Below are 11,943 nucleotides of genomic sequence, written 5' to 3' on the forward strand. Positions count from 1 at the left end.
AGCGGTACATGCTCTGGCGCCACCAGGCGACGATCGTGCTGCGGCTGGCGCGCCATGCCGGCGCGCTGTGCTTTGCCGCCGCGGCGGTTTTCATCATCATGACGCTGCTGGAATTCTTCTATTTCCGCCGGCTGAGCGGTGGCCTGCCGTCGCTCGACGTGCGCCTTGGCGGGTTCACGCCCGACGAGGGCATGGCCTGGCTGACGGCACTCGGCCGACGCGGCAGCGAGATCATCCTGGTCTGGCACTATTTGACTTTCGACCTTCTCTTCCCGGCGCTGCTGTCGCTGACCATGGTCAGCCTGATCCTGGCAACCGGGCGGCGGCTGAAGATTTTTCGTGCCATGCCGGTGCAGCTTCAGGCGCTGTTCGCGCTGGTCATCGTGCTGCCCTACACGTGCGCCGACTACGCCCAGAACATTGCGGTGGCGCGGCTTCTGTCCGATGCGCTGTCGGCCAATCCGGATTCGCTCTCCTTGGCCTCGTCGCTAATCGTCACCAAATTCGCGTTTCTGGCGATACCTGTCGCCGTCATCGCGGTCTTGATCCTTGCCGCCCAGCGGCGTCCACAGGCATGAACCACAGAGCAGGGGCAACGCCATGAGCCAGACCGCGATTTTCTGGCCGATGCTGGCGCAGGTGTTGCTCGTCTATATCGTCTATGTCGTGATGGGCCGGCGCCGCTACGGCGCGGTCAAATCGGGCGAGGCCAAGGTCGGTCAATACAAGGTGCGCACGACCGAGCCCGGGTCGAGCGTCACGGTTGCCAACAATCTCATCAACCAGTTCGAACTGCCGGTGCTGTTCTATGTGCTGTGTCTGGCGCTGCACGCGACCAATGGCGTCAATTATCTGACCCTGGCCTTGATGTGGATTTTCGTGATTTCCCGCTATGGCCACGCCTGGGTCCACCTCACCAGCAACAATCTGCGGTTTCGCAGCCGCGCCTTCTACGTCGGCGCGATCATTCTCTTGCTGGCATGGATCTGGTTCGCGCTGCACCTGCTCGGAGCGGTGTAAGGCAGTTGTTTACCCTCCCCCTTGTGGGGAGGGTCGCTCCGCGCAGCGGAGCGGGGTGGGGGTCTACAAATCGAACACCGCGATCTTGCGCTTGTCGAACTTGATGCCGATTTCGCCGCGCACCAGCTTCAGTGCGGCTTCGCCGAACACCGTACGCCGCCATCCCTGCAGCGCCGGCACGTCTGCGGCTTCGCCTTCGGCGGCAATGCGGTCGATGTCATCGCTGGACGCAAGCACTTTCGAGGCGACGCCTTCCTTCTCGGCGACGATCCTCAACAGCACTTTCAACAGCTCGGAGGCGGCATTGGAGCCTTCGGGCGGCTGAAAGCTCTTGGGCAGCTTCGGCATCTCTTCGCGGGGCAAAGCGAGCGCCGTGTTGACCGCGCCAAGCAATGCGGTAGCCGTCGACGAACGCTCCCAGCCTTTCGGCGTCGTGCGCAGCTTGCCCAACGCTGCCGCATCGCGCGGCGCCTGCTGGGCGACCTCGTATATGGCGTCGTCCTTGAGCACCCGGCCGCGCGGCACGTCACGCTCGCGCGCCTCTCGTTCGCGCCATGCCGCCACCGTCTGCACGATCGCCAGCTCCTGCGGCTTGCGCAGCCGCATCTTCAGCCGCTTCCAGGCGTCTTCGGGGTGCGGATCGTAGGTCTCGCGCGAAGTCAGCACCTCCATTTCCTCGTTTAGCCAATGGGCGCGGTTTTCCCGCTCCAGTTCGGCGCTGAGATGCTTGTAGACGTCGATCAGATGGGTGACGTCGGCCAAGGCATAGTCGAGCTGCTTGTCCGACAGCGGCCGGTGGCGCCAGTCGGTGAAACGCGAGGATTTGTCGAGCCGTGCGCCGGTGATGCGCTGCACCAGCTGATCGTAGGAGACGCTGTCGCCGAAGCCGCAGACCATGGCCGCGACCTGGGTGTCGAACACCGGATGCGGCACCAGATCGCCGAGATGGACGATGATTTCAATGTCCTGGCGCGCGGCATGGAAAACCTTGACCACCGCCTCATTGGCCATCAGCCGGAAGAACGGGGCGAGGTTGATGTCGGGCGCCAGCGGATCGATCAGCGCGGTGACGCCGGGCGCCGCCATCTGGATCAGGCACAGAATCGGCCAGAATGTCGTTTCGCGGATGAATTCGGTGTCGACGGTGACGAAATCCGACTTTTCAAAAGCGGCGAGAACGGACTCGAGCTCATTTTGGGTGGTGATGACGTGCATCAAATCGCTTTTTAGTAACGGGTAAGGTTCTCTTTCAATTTCAGCCATGGGCGCTTTCGTCAAGCCGCCCTTCGGTCAAGTATCAGCCGATCCGTCGGAATCGCCATTTCTGCGCGCCAGCCGCGCGAAGACGGTTGATGTGCGCAGCAGCGCCGTGAAGCGGCTGCGCTTGCCCGCCGGCACGCTGCCGCGCACCTGCATGCGGTAGAGAATGACGGCGATGAGGGTGGCGTAGACGACTGCGCTGAAGACAAACAGGGCGCCCGGTCCGAAATGTTGCATCACTGCGGACGCCGCGAAGGGGCCACCAATGGCGCCGAAGGAATAGAACAGCATCAAGGCGGCGTTGATCAGCACGAACTCGCCCTTGTCGGCGCGGTCGTTGGAATGCGCCGCCGACAGCGAATAGAGCGGCATGGCGAAGCTGCCGAAGATGAAGACGATGATCAAATTGAGGGTCGGATCGGCGCCGGCGACGAAGACCAGCGCCAGCGCGGCGAACATGGCGCCGCATGTCGTGGCCAAAAGCACCGCGCGCCGATCCCAGCGGTCGGAGAGGTAGCCCAGCGGATACTGGATGAGGGCGCCGCCGAAAATGCCGACGCTGACGAAGGTGACGACATCGGCCACCGACATGCCGATCTGCTCGGCATAGACTGGCGACAGCGTGCGGAACGCGCTGTTGGTGACGCCGACGCAGATGCAGCCGAAGCAGCCGAGCGGCGAAATCCGCCAGACGCGGGCGAGATCGAGCTTGACGTCTTCCGGCGGCGTCGGGTTGGAGCGGTCGCCGAGCGACACCGGAACCAGCGACAGCGTGATCATCATCGACATGATGGCGAAGATGGCAAAGCCGCCGGGGCCGAAGATCGGGATCAGGAACTGCGCGCCGGTTACCGAGCCGATATCGACCATGCGGTAGACGGCGAGCACCCGCGCACGATCCTTGTTTTCGACGCCGGAGTTCAGCCAGGCTTCCATGACGGTGAACAGGCCGGCAAAGCAGAAACCGCCGGCAAAGCGCACCGCGCACCACATCACCGGATCGATGATCAGCACCAGGAGCAGCGTACTGGCCGCGGCGATGGCGGCGAGCGCTGAAAACGTCCGGACATGGCCGACTGCCTTGAGGATGCGGGTGACTGCGAGGCAACCAAGCAGGAAGCCGGCGAAATAGAACGTGCCCATCAGGCCGATGTCGGAGGCCGAAAACCCTTCCTGCGCGCCGCGCAACGCGATCAGCGTGCCCTGCAGCCCGTTGCCGCCAAGCAGGATGCCGGCGGCGATGAGGAGCGGGATCAGCGGGCGGATGGAGGACATACGGAACCGTTGCTTAGAGCATGATCCCGAAAAGTGGGAACCGGTTTTCGGAAAAGATCATGCTTCGAGAAAGAGTTGGATGAGTGTGACGATCGACGAAACGTCATACTCGTCCAGGTGGCTCCACAGTTCTGAACCATCGGTGTGGCCAATGCCAGTGGCTTGTCCCGCCGCCAACAGGTGTGTGGCTTCAAGTGCGGCCGTTCAAGCTCCGTCGGCCCTCGCCAAAGCTTCGCTCGCCGGCGCAGGCTTGCCCCGGGCAACCCTTCGGCCAAGCGAGCCGGCGGTCAGCAGGCTGAGCATGATGAACGGGATGCCGATACCGAAGGCCGAGCGGATGCCCCAATGGTCGGAGACGAAGCCGAGCAACGGCGGGCCGAGCAGGAAGGCGACGAAGGAGATCTGCGACAGCGCCGCGACATTGATTGCCGCGGAGCGGTCCGTGCGTTGGGCCGCCGCCGAGATCGCCAGCGGAAAGATCGCGCTGCTGCCGATGCCAAGTAGCGCAAAGCCCAGCATCGATACGAGCGGGGCAGGCGAGAAGAAGACGAGCAGCACGCCCACCGCCATCGTCGCCAGCAGCACCCGCGCCACGACGCTCGGCGAGTGGCGGTCGACAAAGTAGTCGGCAAAGAAGCGCGTGCTCGCTTGCGAGAATGCAAACAGCGCCACGGTGAAGCCGGCGACGAAAGGGCCCGCATCGAACACGGTGCGCATGTAGATTGCCGACCAGTCGATGCTGGCGCCTTCCATCAGCATCGCCGACAGTGTCACCGCGACGAGGACGAGGATCGGCAGCGTCGGCCGCGCCAGCCTTGGCGCCGTCTCGTCATTGCCGGCGAAGCGGCTCGGCGCCGGTTCGTAACCGCCGAGAAACAGCGCGATTCCTGTCGCCACCATCGGTACGACAATCGCCAGGTGCAGTTGCGGCGAAATGCCGAGATGCGCAAGCGCGGCGCCGAACAGGCCGGCGCCGAAAAAGCCGATGCTCCAGAACGAATGCGCCCGGTTCATGATCCGGCGCTTGAGCAGGAATTCGGTTCTGTCGGCCTCGACATTGAGAATGATCTCGACGCTGCCGATCATCAGGCCGACCGGAAACAGCATCAGGAACAGCGCAAGCGGCCCAGGCGCATGCACGGCAATGGCAAAGACAACCGACAAAAGCGGCACCAGCCCGAGCAGCGCGCGGCGGAAGCCGATGCGCTCCAGGATCGGCGCCGCCAGCGTCAGCGCGGTCAAGGTGCCGATTGGCGTCCCGATCAGGCTTAACCCGAGCGTGCCGTCCCCGATGCCCATGGCGTGCTTGATGTCGGGCAGCCGCGGGAAGATTTGGCCCATGGCGAACGAATAGATCGCAAAGCCGGCGTAGACCCGGTGTTGCGGAGCGAGGCGGAGGCCAAAGGTCATGACGATGCTTTCAAGGCAAGAGAGTCGACGGTTGTCACTGTTTGATATCCCTACATCTTGCACAAACATGCAAATCGTGCAAGAACGTGCATGAAGAAAACAGGATCATGCAATGCTGACCGATGAGCGGCATCAAATTATTCGCGATCGCCTGGCCGTCGAGGGAAGGGTGCTGGCCGGCGAGCTGGCAGGCCGCTTCGGCGTTTCGGAAGACACGGTTCGCCGCGACCTCAGGGAGTTGGCCAAGGCCGGGCAGTGCCGCCGCGTCTATGGCGGCGCGGTCGCGGCCGCACCCTTCGCGGCCACGCCGGTCGGCCTGCGCGCCGGCCATGCGGTCGAAGAAAAGACGCGGCTGGCCCGCGCGACCGTGGCACTGCTTTCGCGCGGACAGACCCTGTTCATCGACAGCGGCTCGACCAATGCCGCGATCGCCAGGGCCATCCCGCGCGACATCGATCTGACCGTCGCCACCAATTCGCTCGAAATTGCCTCCGTCCTGTCAGACAACGCTTTGGTCGAACTGATTGTGCTGGGCGGGCGGTTCGACCGCCATCTCGGCGCCTGCGTCGGCGCCGACACGCTTGCCGCTGTCGCGCAACTTGGCGCGGACCTGTTTGTTCTCGGCTCCTGCGGCCTCGATGCGTCGCGCGGCGTCACGGCCTTCGATTCGGCTGAGGCCGAGGTAAAGCGGGCGATGGCCAAGAACAGCGCAGGCATCGTCATCGCTGTAACCAACGACAAGCTAGCCACAGCCGCACCCTACCGGGTCGCCAGGCCAGAGGCGATCCGCCATCTCGTGGTCGAAAAGACCGCGCCGGCCGCAATCCTCGCCGACTTCGAGCGTCAGGGCGCCGAAATCCACTTCGCTTGAACAATGGGCCTGCGCCCGATCGCCCGGCTTGCCTTGACAAATCCGGCCTCCCATGCGCTTTTCGCGCAAATTTTGGACCGTGCTTTGATGCTCGGGCCACAACCCAGCACCCCGGAATTTTGACATGACAATGCATCGTTACCGCAGCCACACCTGTGCCCAGTTGAGAAAGAGCGATGTCGGCTCTTCGGTTCGCCTGTCGGGCTGGGTGCATCGCGTGCGCGATCATGGCGGCCTGCTGTTCATCGATCTGCGCGACCATTACGGCCTGACCCAGATCGTCGCCGATCCGGATTCGCCCGCCTTCAAGGTGGCCGAGACGCTGCGTGGCGAATGGGTGATCCGCGTCGACGGCGAGGTCAAGGCGCGCCTGCCGGACACCACCAACGCCAACCTGCCGACCGGCGAGATCGAGATTTTTGCGCGCGAGATCGAGGTGCTGTCGGCAGCCAAGGAATTGCCGCTGCCGGTGTTCGGCGAGCCCGACTATCCCGAAGACATCCGCCTGAAGTACCGTTTCCTGGACCTGCGCCGCGAGACGCTGCACAGGAACATCGTGGCGCGCACGAAAATCATCGCCGAGATGCGCAAGCGTATGACCGATGTCGGCTTCACCGAATTCTCGACGCCGATCCTGACGGCCTCGTCGCCGGAAGGTGCGCGCGACTTCCTGGTGCCGTCGCGCATCCATCCCGGCACCTTTTACGCGCTGCCGCAGGCGCCGCAGCAGTACAAGCAGCTGATCATGGTTTCGGGCTTCGACCGCTATTTCCAGATCGCGCCCTGCTTCCGCGACGAGGACCCGCGCGCCGACCGTCTGCCCGGCGAATTCTACCAACTCGACCTCGAAATGAGCTTCGTCGAGCAGGACGACGTGCTGTCGACCATGGAACCGGTGATGCGGGGCGTCTTCGAGACTTTCGCCAACGGCAAGCCGGTGACGCAGACATTCCAGCGCATCCCGTACGATGTCGCGATGCGCAAATACGGCTCCGACAAGCCGGACCTGCGCAACCCGATCGAGATGCAGGCCGTCTCCGACCATTTCCGCGATTCCGGCTTCAAGGTCTTCGCCAACATCCTGGCCAACGATCCGAAGGCCGAAGTATGGGGCATTCCGGCCAAGACCGGCGGCAGCCGCGCCTTCTGCGACCGCATGAACTCGTGGGCGCAGGGCGAGGGCCAGCCGGGACTGGGTTACATCTTCTGGCGCAAGGAAGGCGACAAGCTTGAAGGCGCCGGTCCGCTGGCCAAGAACATCGGCGAGGAGCGCACCGAGGCGATCCGTCAGCAGCTCGGCCTTGCCGATGGCGACGCCGCCTTCTTCGTCGCCGGCGATCCGAAGAAGTTCGTCACCTTCGCCGGTGCCGCGCGTACGCGTGCCGGCGAAGAACTGAACCTTGTCGACCGCGAGCGCTTCGAATTGTGCTGGATCGTCGACTTCCCGTTCTTCGAATGGAGCGAGGAGGAGAAGAAGATCGACTTCGCCCACAACCCGTTCTCGATGCCGCAAGGCGGTATCGACGCGCTCAACGGCGACGACCTGCTCGGCATCAAGGCCTTCCAGTACGACATGGTCTGCAACGGCTTCGAGATCGCCTCTGGCGGTATCCGCAACCATTTGCCGGAAACCATGGTCAAGGCGTTCGAGACGGTTGGCCTCGACCGCGCCACGGTGGAAGAACGCTTTGGTGGCCTTTACCGCGCCTTCCAGTATGGCGCCCCGCCGCATGGCGGCATGGCGGCCGGCGTCGACCGTGTCGTCATGCTGCTGGTCGGCGCCAAGAACCTGCGAGAGATCACCATGTTCCCGATGAACCAGCAGGCCTACGATTTGTTGATGAACGCGCCTTCGGAAGCCTCGCCGCAGCAGTTGCGTGATCTGTCGCTGCGTGTCGCGGCAGTGAAGAAGGACTGACGGCAGCGTTGAAGCTGCCCTTTCTCCCCGTCTCTATACGGGGAGAAATGTCCGGCAGGACAATGAGGGGCAGCACGCATGCAGGCGATTGGCGAACGGCCTTAGCAGTTGGCGCCTTCTGACAATCGGTTCAGCATCGAACTACAATTTGCAGGCGTTGGCGCCGCCCCTCATCCGCCTGCCGGCACCTTCTCCCCGTATAGTGACGGGGAGAAGGGGGCGAACTTCGATCAGTCTTCGTTGGCCTTGACGTGGACGCCCAGCGTCTTGGTCAGGTCGGCCGGGTTGGACATGGCGCCGGCCATGATCAGCGCGAACGGCACCGCTGCGGGCGGCTCGGCCGAAATCTCGAGGCTCTTCGGATCGTCGAGATACTTGCTCACCGCGGCCGTCACTTCGGCGGTCAGTTCGGGATTGTTGAGCTGCGCCATGCCGAACGGCACGATCGCCTTGGCCTGGTTGGCGATGTCCTTGCCCGACATGCCCTGCTGCTTGCCGACATACTCAAGCACTTTGCCGGTGAGCGAATCGTCGTCGAAGCGGATCGATGCGCTGTTGAAGGAGAGCTGCTGCAATAGTCCGAGCAGGGCCATGCCTTGCGCCGAATTGTCGGCGCCTTCCGGCTGCGCCGCCATCTTCTTCTGCATCTCCTGCAGCGACTTGACGAAGTCGACCGTGTAGCCGCCGAGGCCGAAGGTCATGCCGAGCGTGCCGGCATTCTCGACCGAGATGTCGTATTTCGACAGGTCCATCTTGCCGTCGCTCGGCTGCCAGGTGCCGCCGATTTCGATATTGCCCGAGATGTTCTGGTAGCCGAGGGCCTCGATGGCTTCCTTGGATTTCGCATCGTCGACCAGGGTCAGGTCGGCGTTGAACTTTTCCGTGGTGGCGGAAAACTCCATCGCCTTGCCGTCGGCCGGCGGCGTGATCTGGACAGCAAGCCCATCCACCGAGAAGGCGGTCTTGTCGGCAACCTTGACCGTCAGGTTTTCGAGTTCGGCCGACTTGTAGATCATCATCGAGCCGAGCGGGCCTGTAGCGCCCTCAGCCGGGATGTTGGCGTCGTGGATGACGAAGGGGGTGAGGTTGAGCGTGACGCCGTCCTTGCTGTGCTGGAAGGCCGAAGTCGTGATGGTCGCGACATCGAAGCCGCCATTGGCTTCGGTCACGCCTTCGAGCTTGACGTCGCCGATCGGCAGCGCCTCCTTTTCGGCCGCCGGTTTGACCGACACGCCCTGCAGCACCATGCTGGAATTGTCGCCGGTAACGCCGGTCCAGGTGATATCGACGCCCTGGACGGCAAGTGCGGCCTTCAGTCGGTCGGCAACCGCCGTGTCTTGCGCAAAGGCGGCATTCAGCGGCAGCGTCAGCAAAAAGGTCGAAAAAGCAAGTTTCTTGAGTGTCGAACGTTGGATTGTCATCGCGAGTTCCCTGAGAGAGTCCTGAAAAAGTGTTTTCTCAATTCTACGCCATCACCATTCCGTGACGAACTGGACGGGAAAAAGGCGCTTTCCCGCAGAGTTGTCGAAAATCACGGCGAAAGGCAAATCGGAGCGGGAGCCTTCGCCCGATGCGGTGAATATGTCATGAAGGTCGGGCTCCCCTGCGTACCGTCTCCTGCCTTAGAGAGGGCGTGTAACAGATTGATGTTGGTTGGCAACAGCACTGCTACCGCTGCTGTTGCACAGGGACGGCAAGGGGGGACATGAAGTCCGTCACATCCATTGTCGGACCTTGAGCCGCCCTCGTCAGCCCAAAGGCTGCAAAGTGCGGATTTCCGCAGCCCCGCCTTGCCGCGAATCACCCGCTCGGCTAGTCCAGCCGCATGGGAAAAAGGATTTTGCCGCCTGAAAATGGCGGCGGTGACCACATCGAACCGGTCGATCTGAAGAAGGCGCTGGAAGAGCGCTATCTCGCCTATGCGCTGTCGACCATCATGCACCGGGCGCTGCCTGACGTGCGCGACGGGCTGAAGCCTGTGCATCGCCGCATCATGCATGCGATGCGGCTGCTCAGGCTCAACCCCGACCAGGGCTTTGCCAAATGCGCCCGCATCGTCGGCGACGTGATGGGCAAGTTCCATCCGCATGGCGACCAGTCGATCTACGACGCGCTGGTGCGCCTGGCGCAGGATTTCTCCATGCGCTATCCCCTCGTCGACGGGCAGGGCAATTTCGGCAATATCGACGGCGATAATGCCGCCGCCATGCGCTATACCGAGGCGCGCATGACCGAGGTGGCGAGCGATTTGCTTGCCGGCATCACCGAGGACGCCGTCGATTTCCGGCCAACCTACAACGAGGAGGACGAGGAGCCCGTAGTGCTTCCCGGCGCCTTCCCGAATCTGCTCGCCAACGGTTCCTCCGGCATTGCGGTTGGCATGGCCACGTCCATCCCGCCGCACAATGCCGCCGAGCTTTGCAACGCAGCGCTGCAGCTGATCGAGCAGCCGGACGCGCCGGTGACAAAGCTGATGGAGTTCGTCCAGGGGCCGGATTTCCCGACCGGCGGCATCATCGTCGACAGCCGCGCATCCATCCTGGAGGCCTATGAGACCGGCCGCGGCGGTTTTCGCGTGCGCGCCAAATGGGGCCAGGAGGATCAGGGCAGGGGCACCTGGAGCATCGTCGTCACTGAAATCCCCTACGGCATCCAGAAGGCCAGGCTGATCGAGAAGATCGCCGAGCTTTTGATCGCGCGCAAATTGCCGCTGGTTGAGGATGTCAGGGATGAAAGCGCCGAGGACGTCCGCATTGTGCTCGTACCGAAGAGCCGTTCGGTCGATCCCGGCATTCTGATGGAATCGCTGTTCAAGCTGACCGAGCTCGAAAGCCGGTTTCCCCTCAACATGAACGTTTTGTCGCGGGGCAAGGTGCCTAACGTCCTGTCGCTGAAGGGCGTGCTGAAGGAGTGGCTCGACCATCGGCGCGATGTGCTGATCCGCCGCTCGAAGCATCGGCTTGGCGAGATCGAGAAGCGGCTGGAAATCCTTGCCGGCTACCTGATCGCCTATCTCAACATCGACGAGGTCATCAGGATCATCCGCGAGGAGGATGAGCCCAAGCAGGTGATGATGGCCCGTTGGTCGCTCACCGACACCCAGGCCGAAGCCATCCTCAACATGCGGCTGCGGGCCCTGCGCAAGCTGGAAGAGTTCGAGATCCGCAAGGAGTTCGACGGTCTCACCACCGAGAAGAAGCAGATCGAGGCATTGCTCGCATCCGACGCCAAGCAATGGTCGACGATCAAATGGGAAGTCACGCAGGTGCGCGACAAGTTCGGCCCCGAGACCGAACTCGGCAAGCGCCGCACCCAGTTCGCCGACGCGCCGGAGCACGATCTGACCGACATCGCGCACGCCATGATCGAGCGCGAGCCGGTCACCGTGGTGGTCTCGGAAAAGGGCTGGCTGCGGGCGATGAAAGGCCATCTGGCCGACCATTCCACGCTCACCTTCAAGGAAGGCGACAGCCTCAAGCTCGCCTTCCATGCCCAGACCACCGACAAGATCCTGGTCTTCACCACCGGCGGAAAATTCTACACCATCGGCGCCGACCGGCTGCCGGGCGGCCGCGGCCATGGCGAACCGATCCGCATCATCGTCGACATGGACAACGACCAGGACATCGTCACCGCCTTCGTCCACGACCCGAAGCGCAAGCTGCTGCTCGTCTCCTACGATGCCAATGGTTTCGTCGTGCCGGAGGAGGAGGTCGTCGCCAATACCCGAAAGGGCAAGCAGGTGATGAACGTCAAGGCGCCCGACGAGGCCAAGGCCTGCGTCCCCGTGTCAGGCGATCATCTCGCCATTGTCGGCGAGAACCGCAAGATGCTGGTGTTTGCGCTCTCCGAAATTCCGGAGATGGGCCGCGGCAAGGGCGTTCGCCTGCAGAAATACAAGGATGGCGGTCTGCTCGACCTGAAACCTTTCACGCTGGAGAGCGGCCTGTCCTGGCAGGATTCCGCTGACCGCACCTTCGTCAGGTCGCGCGAAGAGCTGGCCGAGTGGATCGGCGCGAGAGCGTCGGCCGGACGGATGGTGCCGAAGGGATTCCCGCGGACGGGGAAATTTGGTTGAAGCTGCTGATCTCCCCCACAAGGGGGGAGATTGGCAGCTTCACCAGCCATTTGGACTATCGTCACGATTGCGGCACTATGACAGTGCACAAACGCTGTGTAGGCCGGGGAG

General features: G+C 63.0%; 9 protein-coding genes. 5 read left to right on the forward strand and 4 right to left on the reverse strand.

Annotated features, from left to right (window positions below):
- Positions 1-8 precede the first annotated feature (8 nt).
- The gene (locus NKJ57_RS09730; RefSeq protein ID WP_352513188.1) at positions 9-578 is read left to right on the forward strand and encodes a hypothetical protein; all 570 of its coding nucleotides are present in this window, start codon (positions 9-11) and stop codon (positions 576-578) included.
- A 22-nt stretch (positions 579-600) separates the two neighbouring features.
- On the forward strand, positions 601-1,020 hold the full coding sequence (locus tag NKJ57_RS09735; protein WP_023673032.1) for an MAPEG family protein: 420 nt from the start codon (positions 601-603) through the stop codon (positions 1,018-1,020).
- A 63-nt stretch (positions 1,021-1,083) separates the two neighbouring features.
- Here the strand turns inward: NKJ57_RS09735 and rnd are convergent, their stop codons facing one another.
- From rnd to NKJ57_RS09750, 3 genes are all read right to left on the reverse strand, one after another.
- Complete coding sequence (gene rnd / locus NKJ57_RS09740; protein WP_023708785.1) at positions 1,084-2,235, reverse strand: ribonuclease D; 1,152 nt, start codon at positions 2,233-2,235, stop codon at positions 1,084-1,086.
- A 75-nt stretch (positions 2,236-2,310) separates the two neighbouring features.
- Positions 2,311-3,555: an MFS transporter gene (locus NKJ57_RS09745; RefSeq protein WP_352513186.1), complete on the reverse strand. Its 1,245-nt coding sequence runs from the start codon at positions 3,553-3,555 to the stop codon at positions 2,311-2,313.
- A 204-nt stretch (positions 3,556-3,759) separates the two neighbouring features.
- A complete protein-coding gene (locus NKJ57_RS09750) occupies positions 3,760-4,965 on the reverse strand; it encodes an MFS transporter (protein WP_352513185.1) in 1,206 nt (401 codons plus the stop codon).
- A gap of 112 nt (positions 4,966-5,077) precedes the next feature.
- On the opposite strand from NKJ57_RS09750, the gene NKJ57_RS09755 reads away from it, so the two are divergent.
- Positions 5,078-5,836, forward strand: coding sequence for a DeoR/GlpR family DNA-binding transcription regulator (locus tag NKJ57_RS09755; protein WP_352513184.1), 759 nt, complete (start codon positions 5,078-5,080; stop codon positions 5,834-5,836).
- A gap of 130 nt (positions 5,837-5,966) precedes the next feature.
- Positions 5,967-7,754 (forward strand): aspartate--tRNA ligase, encoded by a 1,788-nt coding sequence (gene aspS, locus NKJ57_RS09760; RefSeq protein WP_023682421.1) that lies wholly within the window; start codon positions 5,967-5,969, stop codon positions 7,752-7,754.
- Between the two features lie 230 nt (positions 7,755-7,984).
- Here the strand turns inward: aspS and NKJ57_RS09765 are convergent, their stop codons facing one another.
- Entirely contained in the window at positions 7,985-9,175 is a 1,191-nt protein-coding gene (locus NKJ57_RS09765) for an aq_1923 C-terminal domain (RefSeq protein ID WP_023705086.1), read from the reverse strand.
- A gap of 404 nt (positions 9,176-9,579) precedes the next feature.
- Here NKJ57_RS09765 and parC point away from each other — a divergent pair, with 404 nt between their 5' ends.
- Positions 9,580-11,832, forward strand: a complete 2,253-nt coding sequence (parC, locus tag NKJ57_RS09770) for a DNA topoisomerase IV subunit A (protein WP_352513182.1) — start codon at positions 9,580-9,582, stop codon at positions 11,830-11,832.
- Positions 11,833-11,943 lie beyond the last annotated feature (111 nt).

Source organism: Mesorhizobium sp. M0077 (assembly GCF_040322955.1).
Lineage (GTDB): Bacteria > Pseudomonadota > Alphaproteobacteria > Rhizobiales > Rhizobiaceae > Mesorhizobium.

Bases quoted from the DNA above. Each gene is read 5' to 3' on its own strand.
- NKJ57_RS09750 (WP_352513185.1), bottom strand. From the start codon at position 4,965: ATGACCTTTGGCCTCCGCCTCGCTCCGCAACACCGGGTCTACGCCGGC.
- NKJ57_RS09745 (WP_352513186.1), bottom strand. From the start codon at position 3,555: ATGTCCTCCATCCGCCCGCTGATCCCGCTCCTCATCGCCGCCGGCATC.
- NKJ57_RS09755 (WP_352513184.1), top strand. From the start codon at position 5,078: ATGCTGACCGATGAGCGGCATCAAATTATTCGCGATCGCCTGGCCGTC.
- aspS (WP_023682421.1), top strand. From the start codon at position 5,967: ATGCATCGTTACCGCAGCCACACCTGTGCCCAGTTGAGAAAGAGCGAT.
- NKJ57_RS09735 (WP_023673032.1), top strand. From the start codon at position 601: ATGAGCCAGACCGCGATTTTCTGGCCGATGCTGGCGCAGGTGTTGCTC.
- parC (WP_352513182.1), top strand. From the start codon at position 9,580: ATGGGAAAAAGGATTTTGCCGCCTGAAAATGGCGGCGGTGACCACATC.
- rnd (WP_023708785.1), bottom strand. From the start codon at position 2,235: ATGCACGTCATCACCACCCAAAATGAGCTCGAGTCCGTTCTCGCCGCT.
- NKJ57_RS09730 (WP_352513188.1), top strand. From the start codon at position 9: ATGCTCTGGCGCCACCAGGCGACGATCGTGCTGCGGCTGGCGCGCCAT.
- NKJ57_RS09765 (WP_023705086.1), bottom strand. From the start codon at position 9,175: ATGACAATCCAACGTTCGACACTCAAGAAACTTGCTTTTTCGACCTTT.